General features: G+C 52.6%; 17 protein-coding genes, 1 tRNA gene and 1 pseudogene. 8 read left to right on the top strand and 11 right to left on the bottom strand.

Annotated elements, in window-relative coordinates; genetic code table 11:
* Positions 1-478: 478 nt before the first annotated feature.
* From AB9F26_RS02895 to AB9F26_RS02885, 3 genes are all read right to left on the bottom strand, one after another.
* Positions 479-1324, bottom strand: coding sequence for an SDR family oxidoreductase (locus tag AB9F26_RS02895; RefSeq protein ID WP_369767226.1), 846 nt, complete (start codon positions 1322-1324; stop codon positions 479-481).
* 51 nt (positions 1325-1375) lie between these two features.
* Positions 1376-1984: a sulfite oxidase heme-binding subunit YedZ gene (locus tag AB9F26_RS02890; RefSeq protein WP_369767225.1), complete on the bottom strand. Its 609-nt coding sequence runs from the start codon at positions 1982-1984 to the stop codon at positions 1376-1378.
* Positions 1985-2064: 80 nt separating this feature from the next.
* Positions 2065-2394 (bottom strand): nuclear transport factor 2 family protein, encoded by a 330-nt coding sequence (locus AB9F26_RS02885; RefSeq protein ID WP_369767224.1) that lies wholly within the window; start codon positions 2392-2394, stop codon positions 2065-2067.
* Between the two features lie 70 nt (positions 2395-2464).
* Here AB9F26_RS02885 and AB9F26_RS02880 point away from each other — a divergent pair, with 70 nt between their 5' ends.
* From AB9F26_RS02880 to AB9F26_RS02860, 5 genes are all read left to right on the top strand, one after another.
* Positions 2465-3724 carry a Na+/H+ antiporter NhaA gene (locus AB9F26_RS02880; RefSeq protein WP_369767223.1) on the top strand — a complete coding sequence of 420 codons (1260 nt, stop codon included), beginning with the start codon at positions 2465-2467 and terminating at the stop codon, positions 3722-3724.
* A gap of 194 nt (positions 3725-3918) precedes the next feature.
* Positions 3919-4578: an ABC transporter ATP-binding protein gene (locus AB9F26_RS02875; RefSeq protein ID WP_039003940.1), complete on the top strand. Its 660-nt coding sequence runs from the start codon at positions 3919-3921 to the stop codon at positions 4576-4578.
* Entirely contained in the window at positions 4556-6160 is a 1605-nt protein-coding gene (locus tag AB9F26_RS02870) for a capsule biosynthesis protein (protein ID WP_369767222.1), read from the top strand. The genes AB9F26_RS02875 and AB9F26_RS02870 overlap by 23 nt, the downstream gene beginning before the upstream one ends.
* A gap of 45 nt (positions 6161-6205) precedes the next feature.
* Positions 6206-7702: a phosphomannomutase/phosphoglucomutase gene (locus AB9F26_RS02865; protein WP_369767221.1), complete on the top strand. Its 1497-nt coding sequence runs from the start codon at positions 6206-6208 to the stop codon at positions 7700-7702.
* Positions 7703-7923: 221 nt separating this feature from the next.
* Positions 7924-7998: transfer RNA gene (locus tag AB9F26_RS02860), tRNA-Gln, on the top strand.
* Positions 7999-8209: 211 nt separating this feature from the next.
* On the opposite strand, the gene AB9F26_RS02855 is transcribed toward AB9F26_RS02860, so the two are convergent.
* From AB9F26_RS02855 to AB9F26_RS02835, 5 genes and pseudogenes are all read right to left on the bottom strand, one after another.
* A complete protein-coding gene (locus AB9F26_RS02855) occupies positions 8210-9856 on the bottom strand; it encodes a recombinase family protein (protein WP_369767220.1) in 1647 nt (548 codons plus the stop codon).
* Positions 9853-10398, bottom strand: coding sequence for a DUF2924 domain-containing protein (locus AB9F26_RS02850; RefSeq protein ID WP_369767219.1), 546 nt, complete (start codon positions 10396-10398; stop codon positions 9853-9855). The genes AB9F26_RS02855 and AB9F26_RS02850 overlap by 4 nt, the downstream gene beginning before the upstream one ends.
* Before the next feature lie 502 nt (positions 10399-10900).
* Positions 10901-11074 (bottom strand): annotated as a pseudogene (locus AB9F26_RS02845) (IS6 family transposase); the annotation flags it as partial.
* A gap of 333 nt (positions 11075-11407) precedes the next feature.
* On the bottom strand, positions 11408-12115 hold the full coding sequence (locus tag AB9F26_RS02840) for an IS6 family transposase (RefSeq protein ID WP_369767218.1): 708 nt from the start codon (positions 12113-12115) through the stop codon (positions 11408-11410).
* Between the two features lie 740 nt (positions 12116-12855).
* On the bottom strand, positions 12856-13890 hold the full coding sequence (locus AB9F26_RS02835) for an MBL fold metallo-hydrolase (protein WP_369758158.1): 1035 nt from the start codon (positions 13888-13890) through the stop codon (positions 12856-12858).
* Between the two features lie 230 nt (positions 13891-14120).
* On the opposite strand from AB9F26_RS02835, the gene AB9F26_RS02830 reads away from it, so the two are divergent.
* The gene (locus AB9F26_RS02830; protein WP_369758159.1) at positions 14121-14774 is read left to right on the top strand and encodes a peroxiredoxin; all 654 of its coding nucleotides are present in this window, start codon (positions 14121-14123) and stop codon (positions 14772-14774) included.
* Between the two features lie 1466 nt (positions 14775-16240).
* On the opposite strand, the gene AB9F26_RS02825 is transcribed toward AB9F26_RS02830, so the two are convergent.
* Complete coding sequence (locus tag AB9F26_RS02825) at positions 16241-16660, bottom strand: antibiotic biosynthesis monooxygenase (protein ID WP_335586575.1); 420 nt, start codon at positions 16658-16660, stop codon at positions 16241-16243.
* A gap of 716 nt (positions 16661-17376) precedes the next feature.
* On the opposite strand from AB9F26_RS02825, the gene AB9F26_RS02820 reads away from it, so the two are divergent.
* Both AB9F26_RS02820 and AB9F26_RS02815 read left to right on the top strand, forming a co-directional pair.
* Positions 17377-18084 carry an IS6 family transposase gene (locus tag AB9F26_RS02820; protein ID WP_335586577.1) on the top strand — a complete coding sequence of 236 codons (708 nt, stop codon included), beginning with the start codon at positions 17377-17379 and terminating at the stop codon, positions 18082-18084.
* An 18-nt stretch (positions 18085-18102) separates the two neighbouring features.
* Positions 18103-18429: an FCD domain-containing protein gene (locus tag AB9F26_RS02815; protein WP_369756947.1), complete on the top strand. Its 327-nt coding sequence runs from the start codon at positions 18103-18105 to the stop codon at positions 18427-18429.
* Positions 18430-18508: 79 nt separating this feature from the next.
* Here AB9F26_RS02815 and hydA read toward each other — a convergent pair whose 3' ends face one another.
* Both hydA and AB9F26_RS02805 read right to left on the bottom strand, forming a co-directional pair.
* Positions 18509-19945: a dihydropyrimidinase gene (gene hydA, locus AB9F26_RS02810; protein WP_369757964.1), complete on the bottom strand. Its 1437-nt coding sequence runs from the start codon at positions 19943-19945 to the stop codon at positions 18509-18511.
* The gene (locus tag AB9F26_RS02805; protein ID WP_369767217.1) at positions 19942-21195 is read right to left on the bottom strand and encodes an aminotransferase class V-fold PLP-dependent enzyme; all 1254 of its coding nucleotides are present in this window, start codon (positions 21193-21195) and stop codon (positions 19942-19944) included. The genes hydA and AB9F26_RS02805 overlap by 4 nt, the downstream gene beginning before the upstream one ends.
* Between the last annotated feature and the right edge of the window lie 22 nt (positions 21196-21217).

Here is a 21217-nt window from a genome sequence, read left to right as displayed (position 1 = left end):
AGCGCTCTCTCAAGCGCGCAATTGGCGTCAGATGAGAGGAAGAGTTGGCCCCGGTCAGGCACCAATTCGTCAAAGCAAACGATGCGTCAAAGCAGCGATTTGAACTTCCTTTAACGCAGGGATTCATTTCGTATTTTTCATGAGCTCTCCATAAAAAAGGTGCAACGGAAGTTTGAATATGCAGCTGGGAGGTGCCGTTAGACGTCTTTATCATGAACGGCTGGTTCCTAACTCCATAATGTCGCTAACCTGAGATACCTGCTGCCAGCGGCCTAGAAGTACAGCGAACGTTGGGGTCCGCCTTTACTTCCGCCAACACGAACCGGACCGGACCTTGACCGGATAGCTGTGAGTTAAGGTGTTGCCATCGGAAAACGGACATTGATACATTGCGCAGCGATTGGTCGGCGTAATCGTAGGTAAACGCCTTGCCCGCCAAACTGTCGTGATCAAGTGTTTGAATTAGGACAGACTCGCGCTACTCTGAATTTGATCCAAAATATTCTTGCCAACTCTGGTGCGGACGCCCGGCGGCGGTTGCAAAATCGCTGGGGATGTCGAGGGCACCGTTTTGGATACCTTGGTATATCCCCGCAATGATCGTGCCGATAAACGCGCCCAACTCGGCAATGCGATCTGCTTTGTAATCGTCGAACGACATCGCACGATAGATCAAAGCTGTGCCGAAGGCTTGGTTCATAAAGGCGGCCAACTCGCTCTGGGTTAACAACGCGCCATGCAGGTTGTAGGTGTGACCATTATGACTGGCACTGGTCAGCATGCGTGCATATGCAAAGGCCAATTCCCCGCGCGTTGTATAGCCGCAACGGCCATCCCCAGCGCAATTCGTGATTTCGCCCGCTTTGCGATAGGTGTCGATATATTCCACATCCGGCTCGATGTAGATCCCGTTGCGGCCAATGACCCAGTCGAGACCACTTTCTCGAACATCGACTTCGGTTTGGCGGTTGCTTTGGATGATGGGCGAGAACGCGGTTCCCTCCTCGGCACCTTGGACGCTGGTATAGACAATCTTTTTCACACCGGCCGCTTTTGCCGCGTTAATCACGTTTCGGTGTTGCCCGATCCGATCCTCTGGCGCCGCCATGCCCGACACCAGCAACACTGTGTCGACTCCGGTAAATGAGGCCCGAAGCTGCTCCAGATTGTCATAGTCGCCGGGACGGACTTCAATATCGAGCCCCTTGGCTTTTTCAGGTGTGCGCGCCAAGCCGACAATCGGCTCCCCGGTGTTCATGGCAACCAAAGCCTTGGCAATGGCGGCCCCAAGTTGGCCCGAAACGGCAGTAACTGCGATTGTCATGATGGTTTTCCTTTGCCCTAAATGTCATCTTCCTGCGCCGTTGTGCATTTTTCAAGCAGCAGCACGCTGCCGTCGCCGTTCAAAGTTATACCAAAACCGATAGGCCACCAACATTGCAAGCGGTGCGTAATTTACCATCGCCGGAACAAGGCCCCCCCAGTCCCGTGTGGCGGCCCAATGCAACAGCGTCAGAACTGCCGCGCCGTAAACAAACCGCTGGAGGGGTTTCCATTTTTTACCCAAACGGCGGACCCACGCATCACTGGATGTCACCGCGAGCGGCACGAAAATCAGGAATGCCAGCCAACCAGTCCAGATATAGAACTTAGAAATTTCGCGCACCGTGAGCGCGATCGCGCCTTCATCGATCAGATAAAGAACTGTGTGGAGTGCGGCATAAAGGAACGCGGCGACACCGATGTAGCGGCGGCGCTTCATCAACCAACGCGGGCCTCTCCAACCTATGAAAAGCATCATCAATGGCGTGATCATCAAGGAAACAATCATGAACCGCGCGGCAAATTCACCCGACGGGTATAAAATCGCGTCCACCGTTTCGGGGTTCCCCGATGCCAACCCCGCGATCATCGGAATGGCGGGCAGGCTCAGGAAAGCCCAGAAGGAATAGGGATGGTTCAGGAAAGATTTAAGAGATGACATTACCGTAACTCCAAGTTGCAGATGTTTAACGCTGCTGCGCAGCAATTCCGTCGCCTTCTACGCGCAAAACGTTGCGACTTTTACAAACGGGGGGCAAATGTATGCCCCCGTACATTCGCATTATCCGTGGTAGGCTTGGCTGACAGCAAAGCTGTCTTCGAACCCGTGCCAAAGAACGACCTTACCGTCGCGCACTTTGGCGGGGCAAAGGTGAACGGGCCCGTTCCCTTACCGGATTCTGTAGTGATGGCGTTCATCTTGCCAAAGACGGCAACGGTATCACCAGAGGCGTAAGCGTCTGTGTTGTCCCAAGCCGTTGTTTGGAAGTTTTCGCCAAAGATGCCCATGAATTCAAAAAGCTTCTTTTTGCCTTGCCAGACGCCGATCCATGGCAGCCATTTGTCGGCCACGCCCCCTCTTGCGAGCAGGATGTCTTTCCAGTATCTCGATTCCAGCAGCAATTAGAGCGCAGGAACAAAAATGTATCGCGTCTGGAATTTCATCACAAGTTACTCGATTTTGCTTACTGCGGGCGCCCTCCTTGCGCTGATTTGGGCAAATATCAATGCGGAGAGCTATAACCACTTTGTTCATCTGGTTCTCATTCCCGACTTTTTCATTGGAGAACTTCATGAGAGTCATGGCGAAATCACCCGCACATTGACGCTCCACTATCTTGTGAATGATGTCCTGATGGCCTTCTTCTTTGCCATCGCCGCGAAGGAAGTCTGGGAAGCTGTGATCCTCAAAAACGGCAGTTTGCGCGGCAAAAAGGCCGCAACCCCGCTGATTGCCACGCTCGGCGGCATGGTCGGCCCGATTTCCATATACCTCGGGATCGCTTATTTCATGGGCAGCACCACCTTTGACGCAGTGGCAAATGGCTGGGCGGTTCCGACCGCAACCGACATCGCGTTTTCCTACCTTGTTGGGCGTTTGGTCTTCGGTGCTGGGCACCCAGCTGTGCGGTTCCTTCTCTTACTGGCTATCGCGGATGATGCGGCCGGCCTTCTAATTCTGGCCATTTTCTACCCAACGGGGGATGTGGCCCTTCAGTGGCTCGGGCTTTCCGTGGGGGCTGCGGTGCTCGTGTATCTCCTGTTCAACTACTTGCCCCGTCGCATGGACAAGGGCGATCAGTTGCGTAGAAACTCCACTAGAATGCGCAGCGTCTTTGGCTTCTGGCCCTACCTGATCGCAGGCTGTTTGTCGTGGTATGGCTTCCAAAAAGCGGGCCTGCACCCATCCCTTGGCTTGCTTCCAATCATCCCCACAATCCCCCACGCAGACCGCGAATTCGGGATATTTGCCGAGGCCGAGAAGCACCTAACTGACCTCCTCAACCATTGCGAACACCTGCTCAAACACCCCGTGGAAGTCATCCTGTTTTTCTTTGGTTTGCTCAACGCAGGTGTGGAATTTGGCGCGATTGGCAACCCGACGTGGCTCGTACTGGGCGGCCTGATTATCGGCAAACCACTGGGGGTGTTTATTTTTGGCTATATCGGCGCGCATGTCTTGCGATTTGGTCTACCCGTGGGGATGAAAACGTCGGACCTGTTCGTCATCGGCTGTGTTGCGGCGATTGGCTTTACGGTTTCCCTCTTTATCGCCTCGGTCGCTTTTGAATCCGGCCCTGTGCAGGATGCCGCGAAAATGGGGGCGCTCCTGAGTTTCGGGGCCGCTGTCTTGGCCATTGTCGCTGGGAAAATTACCCGCGTTGAAAAGAAACAGTTTTAGGCTTCTCCCCCAATTTTGGCGGATTTTAAGCAAATCTCTCTGGATTCGCCACATTGCTTCCAGTCAATAAACAACGCCCATTGTAAAATTGGGTGTTTTTTGCGACATACTTTGCTTCAGGGATCCTCTATATCTAACATTAACTAGAACCCGTTAAGGGTATCGGGATACCAGAGGCACAATTGAGGCGAGCAATGCTCGAATTTATAGAAGTCAGTAAGTCCTTTTGGACCGGAACGCAGCGCAAGGTCATTCTTGAGCAAGCGTCGTTTCGTGTCGAGCTTGGCAATTCTATGGGTATCCTTGCCCCCAACGGCACCGGAAAAACGACCCTCATCAATATGATGGCTGGCCTTGAAAAACCCGATGAGGGCACAATCAATCGCAACTGCCGGATTTCTTTTCCGCTTGGCTTTATGGGCGGCATCTCTACCAAACATTCCGCGATGGAAAATTCGCGCTATATTGCCCGCCTTTATGGTTTGGACCCGGATTACATTGAGGCCTTTTGCCGTTGGCTCTGTGCGCTTGAGGAATATTTTGATCGCCCCGTAGGCACCTATAGCGCTGGAATGCGGGCGCGTTTTAGTTTCGCGCTGATGTTGGCGCTCGATTTTGATATCTACCTCATCGATGAGGGGATGCCGTCGACAACGGACGTCGAATTCAATCGTAAAGCGGGGACGTTACTGCGGGATCGCCTGCGCAAAGCAACCGTCATAATCGTATCCCATCAGGCCAAAACCCTTGAAAAATTCTGCAAATCGGCTGCCGTCCTCCATCGTGGTCGATTGCATATGTTTGACACCCTAGAAGAAGCAAAGAGGCTCTATGACTACGAAACCAAGAGCTAAGCGATTCAACATCCGGCGCGGTGTTATCAAAGCTGCAACCGAAAACCCTACTCCGCTCACTGCGGGCCTAACAATGTCGGCAGTGGCGCGAAATTCCGGCCTGACTCCCCCCCCCGAAGAGACCCCGCAAGCAAACACGTCCAGCGCCGAGGGCTCGACCCCACCAGATCAGGATATTGCCAACATTCGCCGCGAAAACCTGACGGGTCGCCAATTGCGTATGGCGCGTCGTGTCGCCCAAAAACATGCGCTTGCAACGACGTCGGATTTTGATGCCGTCCGCCTGCTGCGTGCGAAAGGTATCGACCCGTTTAAGCGCGCCAATATGCTTGAGTTGGTTTCCGCCGAAGAGTCCTCCGCGACGAACGACGGTTTCATGTTGCCACAAACCATGCCGGTAACGGGCTCAAATCTTCCAACTACAGAGCTCGCTCCACCCGACGATGGCATAGCAGAAATCAGCCGTATTCAGCGCGATATTGTACGCCGCCGTCGTCGCAATCTCGCGATGCTTTTTGCGCGTCTGGCGTTTTTCATCTTCCTACCCACGTTTTTGGCTGGCTACTATTATTACGTGTTGGCCACCCCGATGTACGCCACAAGTTCCGTCCTAAAGGTTGAGCAATCTCAAGGACCTGCGGGATCCAAAAGCCTTTTGGCAGGCACACAATTTGGCGATACAGATTCCATCGTTGTCCAAACTTACCTCCTCAATCGCGATGCGATGCTGCGCCTCGACAGAGACTTAGGGTATCGCGAACGCATGAGTGCCTCCTTTATTGACCCCGTTCAACGGCTCCCGCGTGACGCATCCTATGAAGAGACCTATAAACTCTATAAAAAGAACGTCAAAATCGGGTTTGATCCCACTGAGGGCGTCATTCAAATGGAGGTCATTGCTTACGAGCCTGAAAACGCCGAGGCCTTTGCGCGGGCGCTTATTTCCTATGCCGAAGAAACCATTGATAATTTAAGTCAACGTGTACGCAATGACCAAATGAGCGGTGCGAGTGAAAGCTATAGTGACGCCGAAATCGCAATGGAGGGCGCACAGCAGCGGGTTATTGAACTCAAGGAATTATATAATGTTATCAGCACCGAAATTGAAGTTAGCCTCCTGACCACCCGCATTTCTGCGCTTGAATTGCGGGTAACCGAAGACTCGATCGCGCTTCAGGAACTCATGGCCAACGAGCGGCCCAACCAAACCAAAGTAGAGACACTGGAGCGAGGAATTGCCAACCGCAAAACCGTAATCCACGATCTGCGCGCGCAACTTACCGAGGGGCGCAGCGACGGGCTTTCGCTTGCACGCATTCAAGGCGAACTCCAAGTCGCGGAAAGCGAACTCGCCACCCGCGTTCTGATGCTTCAAACATCACTCCAACAAATGGAAGTTGCGCGGATCGAGGCTGGCCGTCAAACACGCTACCTCGTGACGGTTGCCGCCCCGAATGCCCCCGATGCCCCGAGTTATCCGCGCGCGTTCGAGAATACGATCCTCGCGTTTTTTATCTTTTCTGGCATTTACCTAATGGCGTCCCTCACCGCTTCCATTTTGCGTGAACAGATAACTTCATAAGTGCTTTCAACGAGCCCACAACAAACATTTAAGGACGTTTTTTCAATGGCAACTCCCGCTAAATCCGTTAGCCCCAACACGTGGGAATTTCTGCGCGACCCTATGATTGTACCCACTGGTTTTCGCGAGTACGACGCACGCTGGAAATTTCCCGAAGAGATAAACCTTGTTGGGATCACGGCACTCGGGCTTGGACTTGGCACGCAAATGCGGCGTCGCGGCATCCCACCGATTATCGTCGTAGCCAATGATTACCGCGAATATTCTTTGTCGATAAAAAATGCTCTGATGTTGGGTCTGATGCAGGCTGGAATTACCGTCAAAGACATCGGTCCTGCGGTTTCCCCAATGGCCTATTTCGCTCAATTCCATCTTGATGTCCCTGCAGTTGCAATGGTCACCGCAAGCCACAATCCCAACGGCTGGACCGGCGTCAAAATGGGCTTTGAACGCCCTCTTACCCATGGCCCGGACGAGATGTCCGAACTGCGCGACATTGTCCTCAATGGCGAAGGCATTGCCACCCCCGGTGGGGCCTACGAATTTGTCGACGGGGTAAGGGAAGCCTATATTGACGATCTTGTCGGCGACTTCAAAATGACGCGAAAGCTCAAAATTGTGTGCGCAACGGGCAACGGAACGGCGGCCGCCTTTGGGCCTGCTGTCTTTGAACGCATAGGGGTTGAAGTCGTACCAAGCCACACAGATCTCGACTACACTTTCCCGCACTATAACCCAAATCCTGAGGCCCTCGAAATGCTCCACGACATGGCCGATAGCGTGCGCGCATCAGGAGCGGACTTCGCCCTTGGATTCGACGGCGACGGTGACAGATGTGGCGTCGTCGACGATGAAGGCGAAGAGATATTCGCTGACAAAGTCGGGGTTATCATGGCGCGGGATCTCTCGAAAATTTACCCCAACGCCACCTTTGTTGCAGACGTCAAATCGACTGGACTTTTTGCCTCGGACCCCGAGCTCATCAAAAATGGCGCCACCGCCGACTATTGGAAAACCGGCCACAGCCATATGAAACGCCGTGTAAAAGAACTCGGAGCGCTCGCAGGGTTTGAAAAATCCGGACACTACTTCCTCGCCGAACCGATTGGGCGGGGCTATGATTGCGGCTTGCGCGTGGCCGTTGAAATCTGCAAACTTATGGACCGAAATCCGGACATGAAAATGTCAGACCTACGAAAAGCCTTGCCTCAAACATGGGCTACCCCCACGATGTCACCTTATTGTTCTGACACGGAAAAATACCATGTGTTGGAGCGTTTAGTCGCAAAAATCGTCGCTTTGGAAACTTCAGGCGGCTTAATCGCGGGCCGCAAGATCAAGCAAGTCGTAACCGTAAACGGCGCCCGCATCATCCTCGACAACGGCGCTTGGGGCCTCGTGCGCGCAAGCTCGAATACACCCAATCTGGTCGTCGTCTGCGAAAGCCCAGAGAGCGAATCTGAAATGCACGCAATTTTTGCCGATATTGACGCCATAATCCGCACCGAGCCACTCGTTGGGGAGTATGACCAGAAAATTTGAGTCCGCGCCCCTTGCAGCCAATGAACCCACTCTGAATCAATAGGAAACAGAAACACTCCATTTCCTGCCTCAAAATGGGTTCACTCGGCTGATTTTGTTGCGGAAAGCTTAAGGTATTCCCATTGAGACGCCAACCAAACGCCCTTCCGATAAAAATCCCGACTTTTTACTAAATCAGGGCTTGAAGACTCCGCAATCCCGTCGTAAAACCCGCAAGCAGTTGGGATGTGGCCTAGTGGTAGGGCAACGCTTTTTGGTAGCGCAGATCGTAGGTTCGAATCCTACCATCCCAGCCAAACACTTCTTCTCTTTTTGAACGTACGAAGTACCCGCCCTTTTGTGGCGTGGTTTCAGCGACTTGCCTGTACGACATTCAAGGAGAGACGCTCTTCAGAGAGCAAATACGGCCATCATATGGCCAATATCTCTCTTCGACATTTCCGCGGTGCGAGTTTGGGGTAAGTTTGCGTTGTGACAGGTTCTGGTGTTGACGTGTTTGCCGACAGACTAAGTGAGCAAGTCGTCTTGCTGGGCCCAGTCAGAAGCAAAGCCCTTCTTGAGAAGATAGTCTGTTGTAATGTGATGCGGCAGAGTTCCATTAACAGCACGCTCAATCATGGTCGGCGAGAGAAACGCGAGGTTCGTCACTGCTTGGATCCGACGCACCGATCTTCCTTCGCGCGCCGCTATTTCTTCAAATGTAGTGCCGTTTCTAATCGCCGCGTACCAACCTATCCCGCTCGCGATATTGCGGGTCAGGGTCTGGTCGATCTCCGGAGGGCTGCTGCCAAGGATAATCTTTGTTTCAACACCTCTGCGCCGAAGCCGGAAGGCTGCAGTGATATGAAGGGCCTCCGATTCAAGCCGATCCGCCTTTAGGCCCAGATGATCTGCAATGACCTGTGCGTTTAAAGTGATTGCAAGCGATCCTGGCTCAATGATAGTTTTGGCAATCAAGTCTGCCCAACTGCTCACTGTGGATTTTGCATTCAGATTAGAAGCCAAAGTGTCCATGCGCTGTCGGAACTGGTCAACATCTGTTGCCTTGATGCTCGGAATGGTCCTCGGCAGAAACCCTGGCGCGGAAACATGTTCCGCGACGGCTCTGGCAATCGCTGCTTCGAGTTGCTGTGCGGGTAGTCGCCAGGCCTCGGGATGGTTTGCGCTGCGTTCCGTTACCAAGCGCCTTGAGATATAATACCGCAGCCTTTTGCCGTTCTTGCTTGTATGGCTTGGCGTCAACCGGTCACCTGTCTCATCGAACAGTTTTCCTGCGAGGGGCGACGGGTGAGCCGCGTTCTTTTCTCCGCGGATCCGCGCGTGATTTTCCGTCAATCTCCGCTGAACCTGATCCCACACCTCGGGATCAATAATCGGCTCGTGCAATCCCTCATAGATATTTTTGTGATGCCGGATGCGCCCGGCATAAATCGGATTGGTCAGGATATGGTGAATGTGGCCGCGATCGAACGCTGTGCCACCTCTTGTCACGCCCGCGGCCGTGACCGTCTGCTTTGACCGCAGGTTCAAACCATCCGCCCGCTCTTTGACCAAACGGATGTTGCCGTGCTCCCTGTAGAGATCATAGAGCGCGCGCACTGTCTTCGCTTCCGACTCCTTGATGGTCAGGGTTCGACCGTCCGGATCATACCCCAGCGGGACGTTGCCGCCCATCCACAGGCCCCTGCGTTTGGAGGCGGCGATCTTATCTCTGATCCGTTCTGCCGTGACCTCGCGTTCAAACTGGGCAAACGACAACAGCATGTTCAGGGTCAGTCGCCCCATGCTGGTAGCTGTATTGAACGACTGGGTGACCGAGACAAAAGACGCCCCTGCCCCATCCAGCCGATCCACAATCTTTGCGAAGTCCGCCAGCGACCGTGACAGGCGGTCAATCTTGTAGACAACGATCTGATCGACCCGTCCTTCGTCAAGATCTGTGAGCAGGCGTTGCAAAGCGGGCCGCTTTAAGGTCCCGCCAGAGATGCCACCATCGTCATAGGCATCCGGCAGCAACACCCAGCCTTCAGCTCTCTGGCTTGTGATGTAAGCGGTGCAGGCCTCCCTTTGGGCATCCAGCGAGTTAAACTCCTGCTCCAAGCCATCTTCCGAGGATTTACGGGTATAAATCGCGCAGCGGATCTTGGGCTTCATTGCGTAAGTCCGAAGAAGCGCGGCCCCGACCAGTGCGCACCCGTGATGCGTTTTGCGATGGCAGAAAGGGATTTATAGGTCAGGCCATCCATCACAAAACCCTGCGTGACCACCTCAACCTGATAGGTTCGTCCGTTCCACTCCCGCATCAGATGTGCTCCGGGTTTCAGAGAGGAGGTTGTGCAGGTGTGCGGCACCTTGCCATTTGCCATTACCTGCAGGCGTCGCAGGGTTTGTTTTGGTACGCGTCCGTGCAACAGGCACTGTTGTTCATGGAGGATTGCCTTTCGCAAGAACCCGACAGACAAGCGCTTGGGGGGTGGGGCATCAAACACCTGCCGCCAGACTTCAAGGCAGGTTGCACGGTCTGCCAAGGGGTCGTCTTGAACAAGGTCCGCCCAGATTTGTGGCGCCGCGTTAATTGCTTTGGATGGCGGGCTGATCAGTCCGCCCTTTTTAGTCTCGTGCAGCCTTCTCTGCGCGCACGCTGCAGGCTGTATCAGACGCGCGTTGAGGGCTAGGCCGTACTCAACTAGATCCATAATTATCTCCGCTTCGATCCCGGGGCGGGTCAATCCCGCCCTTGTACTGAGCAGAGCCCGGCATTCGGGCGGCAACGGCGACACCTCAAACGCGTCGGCGTCGCACCAGTGACGCTTCCCGTGGCGATGAAGTCCAGTGGAAAGAACAAGTGAGAAAGGCAGACAATACACCACGTAGGCGCAATCACGGCCTTGACCAAGACTGCTGTCAAAATCTCAACGGATGGCATGCATGCGCACTTTGGCAAGACTACGAGCGTGAAGAGAAGCAAACCGAAGAACGACAGGATCTGACATGTTGGCACCAAGCGCGTTTTGAGACCCATTGGGAAGTCCCAAAACGACGAAAGCCACCCTAAGGTGGCTTGTTTGGCAGTATTGGTTGCGGGAGCTCGATACCAACGATACTTACTTGATCTAACCCACGCTCAAAACTAGGTGGTCAAGCTGCCACGCTCAAGTCAGTTTCCTCTGACACTGCCATATACTTTACTGCAGGAAGGCCAAATCGGTTCCACCAGAAACGGACGGTTTCGTGGCTGACGTCGATGCCTCGTTCATGCAAAAGGTCTTCCACATTTCGAAGCCAAAATGGATATCAAACGTAGAGCAACACTGCTAGACGGATGATTTCAGGACTCGTTTTGAAGTAACGGAAAGGGGAGCGTTTTGTCATCAGGCGAAGCTACAAAACCGCCCTGCCCTTCACAACCTGGTTTCTTCTGACAGGACCGCGGGCCGCATTGCGGAGCAATATTTCCAACGGTTTCAAGGGAAAAATTCCTTTCAGTGGCCCAATAGGGCGACGCCCATGAGGACAAACAGGGCGATGAACAAGGTCTCGGCGATGATCAAACCAATGGCCTGTCCACCAACATCGATAATGCGCTTCAGCGAGGTTTTCATCCCCACCGCCGCAATCGAGACCAACAGCGCCCAACGGCTTAGGCTGGACAGGTGGTGTCAGACCAATTCGAACCAGTCTCAGTTTACCGCAAGGGACGGGAACCTATGCTGAACAAAGTTGGCGCCACTCAGTGAGAGCGGCGGCGCGGTTGAGCTTGAAATTGGCGCGTGAGTAAAGGTGACGTTCCTGGTTAAAATGGTTGTGAATTGACGAATGAATGGCGACGAATTTCTGCATGGTTCGCGTTCGTCGGAAGCGCAACATTGCCCGTTCTCGTCGTCGAAAAGGTTGGTGTGAATTCTCGGCCCGATTGTTCAGCCAGCGGTCAGTTTCTTGTCGATGAGCGTTGCCGATGACCTTCATCGCGGCGCCGTAAGACCGCAGTAGATCAGTCACGATGACATGTGGTGGGCCAAAGCGCTTCATTGTTTTTCTGAGGAATTTCAACGCCGCTTTGCGATCCCGGCGCTTGGTGACATAACTTTCAAGCACCTCGCCCTCGTGATCCACAGCCCTCCAGAGATAGTGGGTTTCACCGTTGATTTTTACGAACACTTCGTCCAAATGCCATTGCCAATTCGAATGAGCTCGAAGGTGCTGAACCCGTTTTCTTCGGATCTCAGCCGCGAACAACGGGCCGAACCGGTTCCACCAAAACCGCACAGTCTCATGGCTAATTTCGATCCCGCGCTCATGCAACAAATCCTCCACATTCCGGAGTGACAGAGGGTACCGAACGTAAAGCATCACTGCCAGGCGGATGATCTGCGGGCTCGTCTTGAAGTACTTGAATGGGTCGCGTTTTGTCATCCTGCGACGCTAGGCGTTCACCCTGCCCGCCTCAACCGGTTTTCTTCTGACAGTGCCTCCGCGACGCTTGGGACCCGAGCCGGCGCCAGGGAAAAGGCACGATCTGTCCATAACAGAGAGATTTTCGTGACGATGACGAATGGCGAAAATGCTGCAGTCAGAGAGTTAGCTTTTCCGGCTCCATTGGGTGTCAGCTTTCAACATCACTACATTGATGATTCGCACTCGAAGCGAACAGTCGCTTTGTCCGCAGTCTGTGAGATAGCCGAATTGACCTTGCTGCGTCTTGAATGAATGGCCGATTATCCCGCCGCGTGGCAGCACGGATGATTTAGCACATGCGGCATTTTCTGTGCTGCGAGCGCGCGCAGCGAGAAAACCGAATTCACAGACTGGGCTCTAACCAGCCATTCGCTGCGAAATGTGCCAAGGTCCGCAGAGGGCCGTTCACGTCAGTTAATCGGGGGCAGTTTCGGTGCTTTTGTGTTATCGCAGCATTCGACACTATGGGCGGGAACCAGACTTTCGCTGCATCTGTGAGTCAAGAATGCGTCATCGGTCAGAGCCGACATTCAAACAGATGCTGTTTTAGGTCTATCTCCGCAGCGCGGAAGGCCGCACCGAGACTAAAGCAAACGCGCAGTCTTGTCGGTCTGGCGTCCAAAGACTTTTCTAGGAGACCTTCTCGGTGTTCGAAATCTCCTATACGGGGCAAGTTCTATCTAAGAAATTGAGATGAGCTATTCGATCGCTTCTACCGGACCCCCGGCTTTTTGCCATGAAGTGAAGCCTCCCGGGATATGTGCAACGTTTCGCAGTCCCAATTCATTCGCGATTTCAACCGCTAGAGTGGATCTTTCACCGACGGCACAAAAAAGCAAGACCCTGCTGTTTTTCGCCAATCCCGCCAGTGGACCGCTGGGTCGACAGTATTGATCAAAATGCCCGTAGGGTGCGTGGATCGAGTTGGGGATCGATCCATAGCGGCGCCGTTCGCTCTCTTCCCTAATGTCCACGAGTTGACAATCAACCGATGGCCATCCAGCAAGAATTTCGTCGACCTCAAGTACGGGTACACGATGTTGCGCCGCCATTCTAAGGCCGAGATTTAAATTTTCGGGAACTGCCACGTCCATCATAGCTGGGTTGGCGAGCTTTAGATTATTCATGATCTCGGCATATTCTTCTGCCGAATTCACTTGGAGACGCGGGTTGTTATGGCGCTCCTCGGCAATCGTGCTGACCGTGTCCCCTTTGTAGTCGTGGCCCGGAAAGACCATCGTGTTTTCTGGCAGTTTTAACAAACGCTCAAAAATCGAATGGTATTGCTCATAAGGATCACCATTCTGAAAGTCGGTGCGGCCCGTCCCCCTTATCAACAGTGTATCGCCGGTAAACACCCGGTCATCCATTAAGAAGCTGTAACTTTCCGAGGTGTGCCCCGGTGTATGAAGCGCAGTAAGTGTAAGACCTTCAATCGTTAATGGATCATTATCGCGCACGCGCATGGAAACCACGTCAGCTGGGGACTGTTCGCCCATTACCGTTGTGCATCGGGTTGCGTCACGCAATTTCCCCATAGCGCTGACATGGTCGGCATGGATATGGGTATCGACAACTTTAACCAGCTTGAGGTCTAGCTCTTCAAGCAACTTCAGGTAGCGATTAGTATGTTCGAAAACCGGATCTATTAGAAGCGCTTCGCCACCGTGCCGACTGGCCATCAGGTAAGTATAAGTGCTTGAAGTTTTGTCAAAGAGTTGTCTGAATATCACTGCTGCATCTCCACATGGTAGGTGATCGATACTTCCAAAAGAGCGTTACTTGCTGGCTGGGCAACTCATTCGAACGAATCTGCCGAGGCTACTCTTTTGAACAACTTATGGCAATTATTGAATCATTGCTTGATCAAGCCGTTTGGCTTAGCCTAACGAACGCTTCTTGCAAACGGTTCGTGGGAGAGTCGTCATGCCTTGAGAGCGCAACCTCCTAAAGGAACAACACAATGAGCCTACGTATAAACGACACAGTCCCTAACCTTACCGTAGAAACGGACCAAGGCACCTTTTCTTTGCATGATTGGATCGGAGACAGTTGGGCGATCCTTTTTTCGCATCCTAAGGACTTTACCCCTGTTTGCACGACAGAGTTTGGCGCGGTCGCGCAGTTGGCCGATGAATGGTCCAAACGCGGCACCAAGGTCATCGGGATTTCCGTGGATGGTGTTGAGGATCACAAGAAGTGGAAGGGCGACATTGAGAAAGTTGGGGGCGCACCCGCAGGCTTCCCGATTATTGCGGACGATGGCCTGACAGTTTCAAAAGCCTTCGACATGTTGCCAGCAGATGCCTACCTACCGGACGGCCGCACCCCCAATGATAGCCAGACCGTAAGATCTGTTTTTATCATCGGACCAGATAAAAAGATGAAGTTGTCCATGACATATCCGATGAATGTGGGCCGCAATTTTGCAGAAGTTTTGCGGGCACTGGATGGCCTGCAGACGGCGGCCAGTCGAGGTGTCGCAACACCGGCAAACTGGAATGTCGGCGATGATGTCGTTATCCCGGTTGCTTTAAACGATGCTGATGCAAAAGAGAAATTCGGCGACTTTACCACTGTCCTTCCCTATCTACGAATGACAAGCCTGAAAGGCTAAGTCATCGGTAGGCCCCATTTAATCGAGATCTTTTGGGGCCTAATTCCAAAAATTAAACAACGGCATTGAATGCGCAGCGTCGCTGCAACAAAGTCCAATTTGTCCGCTGACCGACGCTTCACCCAACAAAATGCTGCACGATGCACGAATGGCAGCAATGCGAAAGCTGCATCGCGGCATAGACGAGGGGTGGGAATGTCCGGTTTGGGCCGTTCGCGCCATTTGGCCTCATCGCTCGAACGGCTGCTATGTCCGGTGATCTTGACCATTGAACCCACTTGCAGCGAAGCTCAGGTTTGTTAGATTCGACGCTTTGGGGTTTAATGGGTCCAGACCCTAACCACCCCAAGGAAAAGCGCGACTTCCCTAATGATTTCGGAAAATATCAGGAGATATTACATGGGCGGATATGGCTCAGGACGAACAAGTCATAAGCAAAAGGCAGAGCATTGTCGTTCGCCATGGGCCAGATGGGCGGCTATTCAACGGGGCAACAAAGCGATGGGAAAGCGATGAATAGAGGCGCAGGTGGGTAGTAACTTGATCCATCACAATGCAAAGCGCTCTTCGTCCTGGTAATCTTGGGACTCAATTTTGGTTAAAAGGGGAATGCATATGAACATCCGCGAAATAAACCAACATGCTCGTGCGCTCTACTCTGCGCATGGAGACAAAGCTGAACATGAGGCCGCCCAAAGGGAGTTGAAGAGTACAGAGACCGGTGCCGAAAATGAAGCAGAAGACTGGCGGCGTGTTCGACTTTCCATCAGACAAATTCGTGGACCGAACGAAAGTTGACCTTTTTGTTTTTGGACCGATCTAGCTAGGTTTTAGCCAGTCGCATGTCGAATATGAAATGCTTTGGTGCCAAACGTTTTAATGCGTCAAACTCAATATTATAGTCTTTGACATCCCAAGGCACCTGCATTGGGTGCGTGATGAACTAGCCGTTCAGGAGGACGTCAAAGATGACGGCTAAAGCGTGCAAAACAACATAGGTTGCCAACAATCCTACGAAGACCAATAAGGCCTTGTCGAGCTTGGAAGGAAGCGGCGGTTTGATGTTTGGGTCATTGCTCATAGGGGAGAATTAGCGACAGTATTTGACGGATACAATAAGCGGTTTTTGGCTTGGCGAGATATAGCCGAAGAAGCGCCTGAATGCGCCCGATTAGGGTCGCTACACGGCTTGCCGGTGAAGGTAAAGTGAACGAATGACAACCCCATTAGAGGCAATGGCGCGGTACGAGTTGGCGTATTTCAAGCCACAAGTTTTCTTCATTCTGCAACCGTTGTGGCGAAACTTTGGGCTTGAATTAGAAGCCCATGTGAGAACATACAGAGAAGTGAAGCCGCAAAAGGAACGGAGGCGGCAACGTATTTGCGTGCCACCCTCAAATCAGTGTGTGTTTGCCACCAAAGCCGCAATGAAAAGCCTCGTCTAAACAGAGACTAGATCTAGCGCCTTAGCGGGAAAAGCCGCCAATTTGCGGAAGGTAGGTCGGTGAAAAAGGAGCAAGAACCTCTTTTAAATCATCGCCCGCGGGTCCATACACAACAACCGAATTTACTGAAAAAGTTTCCATAAATTCGCCAGCGAAATTTGCACCAAAGTTCCCCATGTGGGTCATTGCCGCTGCATTGTCGGCATAGCGTTCAGTAATATGAATTAAATCACCTTCGCCCATATAATCATAAATCAATGCATCCGGTTCGTTGGCCATTGTCGCGGCAACCATCCGATCGATAAGTGGCTTTGCGGCTTCCGCTTTGCCCTCATTGACAGTCATGGTAATATGCCAATGTACATCATCACCACTATGGCCGTCGGCGAAAGCAGGACCAGTAGCGAGTAACGTTGCCGCGATGGGTAATAAAAGTTTCATAAATAAATTCTCCTTTGAGGGTTTGGAACCACACAAGTAAAGGCATATGTCGTTGCGAATACTGTGAAATAGCGTGTCTCTAGTAGTCTCGTTTGGAAATGTGAGGGTAGGACATACAATGCTTCAATGCAAAAAAATGTTTTCTGGGGGTGGCCAGTGACCAAGAAATGACCCGTAAATGCATGGAAAGAAACTACCAAGAATGCGGCTAGATACTCTCAGAAGTGGGCCGACAAGGTCTGTGCATGTCGGTCGCAGTGTTCATAGGAGAGCTCGCTTTTGAGTTTTCGGACGCCGTAAAGGGAGCCGTCAAAATGTTCACGCAAATAGTTGAATAATAACGGATTAATGTAATTACCCCCGAACTCGAATATTGTCGGGTGCTATAATTTTTGGTGACACAGTGTAGGGGTGCGCGTAGTATGGCACGCACCCCATACTTTGGCATGAAGTGCCCATAGTTTGGCATACGTTCGCGAAATTTCCGTTTTTCGGCAACGTTCTTCAACTTTATGCAGAAGTTCGTGGGAGTGAAAACTTCTGCTCAATTCGCTGATGCTTTCGCACCGGGACCCGATGTTCAAGTGCAGCATTTGTCACTATGGGCGGTGGTTTCAACCGGTGGACGCAACACTTTAATCTTTTTGGAAAGATGGAGGGCACTGTCAGAAGAAAACTCGGTTGAAGTGTGCAAGTGGCACACTTAGCGTCTCCGGATGACAAAACGTGACCCATTCAAGTACTTCAAGACGAGCCCGCAGATCATCCGCTTGGCGGTGATGCTTTACGTTCGGCACCCTCTGTCACTCCGGAATGTGGAGGATCTGCTGCATGAGCGCGGTATTGAAATTAGCCATGAGACGGTGCGGTTCTGGTGGAACCGGTTCGGCCCGTTGTTCGCCGCGGAGATCCGAAGGAAACGGGTCGGTCGGATGCGTGCTCATTCGAATTGGCAATGGCATTTGGACGAAGTTTTTGTGAGGATCAACGGCGAGACCCATTATCTTTGGCGAGCCGTGGATCACGAGGGCGAGGTGCTGGAAAGCTATGTTATCAAGCGCCGGGATGGCAAGGCGGCGCTGAAATTCCTCAGGAAATCAATGAAACGATATGGTCGACCCCATGTCATCGTGACTGATCTTCTGCGGTCTTACGGCGCCGCGATGAAGGTCATCGGCAATGCAGATCGCCAGGAGACAGGTCGCTGGATGAACAATCGCGCCGAGAATTCACACTTACCATTTCGACGAAGAGAACGGGCAATGCTTCGCTTCCGACGAACGCGAACCTTGCAAAAGTTCGTCTCCGTCCACGCCTCCGTTCACAACCATTTCAACCAGGAAAGACATCTCTACTCCCGAGAAAACTTCAAGCTTAACCGCGCCGTCGCTCTTGCAGAGTGGCGTCAACTCGGTGCGGCATAAAGGGCGGCTTCATCGTCCTTGTCGAGACTGGTTCGCATTCGTCTGACAGCACCATCTGGGCAGTTCCATATTGAAATTGCGCGGATTGCCGGTCAGGCGACCATTGCCGACTTCGTTGAAACTCTGATTGCAAGATCGTCGCTCATCATTGCCCTTTATTGGCGCCGACAAAGTGCGTTGTGCGAGAGCCACGCTCATAATGCCTTGGTTCAATCGATCCAGGATCATGAAGCCACGCGGGCTGAAGAGCTCATGCGAAGTCACTTAGTTGACCTTCATTCCGCGCTCGACCTGCGCGAAAGCCCCAAACAAATGAAGAAATTACGGGATGTTCTGACGCCATAAAACGTCAGCTCAAGCGAAGACCGAACGCGTTTCTGCGAGGCCAACATCACGGCTTTCAATTACGCAAACCCGCCTCAAATCAGTTGCCGCCAAGTGTATCCAATGCTGCACTTGTGCCACGGGTTTGATAGGTACCAACCCCCATCTTCGCGACGATACCGCCGTTCAGGACGATAGTCTCTCCCCGCAAAATTGTGCGTGTGGGCCAACCCGTAATACGCATTCCCTCATAAGGTGTGTAGTCGCAACCGTGATGCAGTTTGTCCTGCGAAATAACAGCTGTTTTGGTCGGATCCCAAAGAGTGATGTCGGCGTCTGCACCGATGACAAGTGCGCCTTTCTGAGGATAGAGCCCATAGAGTTTGGCAGGGTTCGTTGAGGTCAGCGCTACAAAGCGCTCCAGCGAGATGCGCCCTTTACTCACCCCTTCAGAGAATAAGATTGGCAGGCGCGTTTCGACTCCAGGAATACCATTTGGCACCCATTTAAATGAGGTCCGCGCCTTGGGGTTGTCTTTGCCAGTATTCTCGGGCCCATCGAAATAAAACGGGCAGTGATCGGAAGAAAAAACATCAAATGTACCATCCCGTAGACCTTCCCAGATAGCCGCCTGACTGTCGCTATCACGCGGTGGTGGCGAGCAGACATATTTTGCGCCCTCGAAGTCCATGTTCAGCCCCTTTAGATCGTCGCGCGTCAGGACGATATATTGCGGGCACGTTTCTGCATGCACTTTCATGCCACGCCGCTGGGCCCACTGGATTTGCTCCATTGGATCGCGGCCGGACACATGCACGATCATCACAGGCACATCCGTCATCTGCGCATGACTAATAGCGCGATGTGTCGCCTCGCGCTCCGCGGCTTGGTGATGGGCTTCAGCGTGATAATAGGGCGCAGTTTTCCCCTCATCCTCAAGTCGTTGGGTCATGTATTTGATCGCATCATGCCCTTCGGCATGCACCATTACTAACGCGCGTTCGCGCCGTGCCACGTCGAACACCTCAAGCAATTCGGCATCATTCAGAACCAGATCGTCATACGTCATGAAAACCTTGAACGAGGTATAGCCATCACGTACCAATGCGGGCAATTCCTGTCCAAGCACCTGTGGCGTGGGGTCGGATATCACCAGATGAAACGAGATGTCCGTGTAGCATTGCCCCTCGGCTTTTGAATGATAATCCTGCACACAATCGCGAAGGGAGCTGCCTTTTTGCTGCATTGCAAAAGGCAACACAGTTGTGTTGCCCCCTGCAGCTGCTGAACGCGTACCGGTCTCAAAATCATCTGCCATCACGGTGCCGTCGGACGTTGGCTGCGCCAAGTGCACATGAGCATCGATGCCGCCGGGCAAGACCAGAAGACCGGTCGCATCAATAACTTCATCGGCATCACTAAGTGCGGCAGCAATTTCTACAATCCGCCCATCTTTGACGCCCAAATCCGCGCGGTATCGGTCTGAGGCCGTCACCAATGTCCCCCCACGGATAATTAAATCCAACCTTTCCCTCATGACGCATGCGCCATCTTCGAAACAACTTCGGCAAGGGCAGCAGTTGCGCGGTCGACCTGTTCCAGCGAATTATAATGCACCATCGAAATTCGTAAGACACCGTTGTCCACGTTTTCCTGTAGATCCTCTACCAAGCGGCGGGAATGGAAATCCCCAAACCGAATTGCGACCCCGTAGTCATCCATAGCCCGCGCAATGGCACCGCTATCCAAACCATCAAACTTAAAGGCAATTGTCGGCACCCGCGCCGCGTCATCCTCATGACCGATCACACGGCAATCATTGCGCGCGCTTAACCAGTCAAGCAGCCGCTTTGACAACACCGCTTCTTGCGCCTTGATGCCCTCAAAACCAGCTTCCAAAAGGGCACGGTCACTCCCCTCCCCACCCAGATGGCGACCAAGCGCTACAAAATACTCCACAATGCCCACGGTGCTATAAGCCAGTTCGTAATTTGGATTACCCGGTTCCAGTTTCCCCGGTACTTTGTCTTTGCCGTAAAAATAAAGATACTGCCCATCCAATTCACGAAGCAGATCGTATTTTCCGTACATGATAGCGGTATGCGGCCCATAGCATTTGTAGAGGCTAAAGGCGTAATAATCCACATCCCATGCCTCAACATCAATGGCGCGGTGGGGCGCATAGGCCACCCCATCAACACAAATGCGAGCACCACGTTCATGAACGAATGCCGCGATTTCCTTAACAGGGTTCACCATTCCCAAAATATTAGAAACATGGTGAACACAGACCAACTTGGTGCGCTCTGTCATCAGTGGCTCCAGATCTTCAAGCCTCAGCGACATGCTGGATTGATCCAGCGGCCAGCATTTAATAACAACACCAAATTCCGCCAATTCGTTCCAAGGTCCGATGTTGGATTCGTGATCAGCATGGCTGACAATGATCTCGTCACCGGGGAGGAATTGTCTCCTCATTGATGAAGCTAAAGTCCTCAGAAGCTGGGTTGTAGAGGGGCCGAATACAATTTCCTCCGGACGTGCTGCGTTGACCAACGTTTGCGCCGCTTGACGACCAAGCATCAAGGCCTCAGCTGCAGCCTGTGAAACTTGATAACTGCCCCCAATTTGAACGTTACGTTCAATCAAAAACTCGGTGATTTTATCCACAGCGCCCTGAATAATCTGACTACCACCGGCATTGTCAAGAAATACCCAAACCGATTTCAAACCGGGGAAATGACCCTGTACAAAGTCTAGATCAATTGCGTCTTTTACTGTGCTCATTTTTAGTCCTAACGTTTCTTGA

The organism is Falsihalocynthiibacter sp. BN13B15, assembly GCF_041205415.1.
Classification (GTDB): domain Bacteria; phylum Pseudomonadota; class Alphaproteobacteria; order Rhodobacterales; family Rhodobacteraceae; genus Falsihalocynthiibacter; species Falsihalocynthiibacter arcticus.
This window is presented reverse-complemented; position numbering and strand designations above follow the sequence as displayed.

What these genes read in the sequence shown, in the direction of transcription:
- AB9F26_RS02840 (WP_369767218.1), bottom strand. Translation starts at nt 12,115, where the DNA reads ATGACAAAACGCGACCCATTCAAGTACTTCAAGACGAGCCCGCAGATC.
- AB9F26_RS02805 (WP_369767217.1), bottom strand. Translation starts at nt 21,195, where the DNA reads ATGAGCACAGTAAAAGACGCAATTGATCTAGACTTTGTACAGGGTCAT.
- AB9F26_RS02870 (WP_369767222.1), top strand. Translation starts at nt 4,556, where the DNA reads ATGACTACGAAACCAAGAGCTAAGCGATTCAACATCCGGCGCGGTGTT.
- AB9F26_RS02865 (WP_369767221.1), top strand. Translation starts at nt 6,206, where the DNA reads ATGGCAACTCCCGCTAAATCCGTTAGCCCCAACACGTGGGAATTTCTG.
- AB9F26_RS02880 (WP_369767223.1), top strand. Translation starts at nt 2,465, where the DNA reads ATGTATCGCGTCTGGAATTTCATCACAAGTTACTCGATTTTGCTTACT.
- AB9F26_RS02895 (WP_369767226.1), bottom strand. Translation starts at nt 1,324, where the DNA reads ATGACAATCGCAGTTACTGCCGTTTCGGGCCAACTTGGGGCCGCCATT.
- AB9F26_RS02875 (WP_039003940.1), top strand. Translation starts at nt 3,919, where the DNA reads ATGCTCGAATTTATAGAAGTCAGTAAGTCCTTTTGGACCGGAACGCAG.
- AB9F26_RS02890 (WP_369767225.1), bottom strand. Translation starts at nt 1,984, where the DNA reads ATGTCATCTCTTAAATCTTTCCTGAACCATCCCTATTCCTTCTGGGCT.
- AB9F26_RS02850 (WP_369767219.1), bottom strand. Translation starts at nt 10,398, where the DNA reads ATGGATCTAGTTGAGTACGGCCTAGCCCTCAACGCGCGTCTGATACAG.
- hydA (WP_369757964.1), bottom strand. Translation starts at nt 19,945, where the DNA reads ATGAGGGAAAGGTTGGATTTAATTATCCGTGGGGGGACATTGGTGACG.
- AB9F26_RS02820 (WP_335586577.1), top strand. Translation starts at nt 17,377, where the DNA reads ATGACAAAACGTGACCCATTCAAGTACTTCAAGACGAGCCCGCAGATC.
- AB9F26_RS02855 (WP_369767220.1), bottom strand. Translation starts at nt 9,856, where the DNA reads ATGAAGCCCAAGATCCGCTGCGCGATTTATACCCGTAAATCCTCGGAA.
- AB9F26_RS02825 (WP_335586575.1), bottom strand. Translation starts at nt 16,660, where the DNA reads ATGAAACTTTTATTACCCATCGCGGCAACGTTACTCGCTACTGGTCCT.
- AB9F26_RS02830 (WP_369758159.1), top strand. Translation starts at nt 14,121, where the DNA reads ATGAGCCTACGTATAAACGACACAGTCCCTAACCTTACCGTAGAAACG.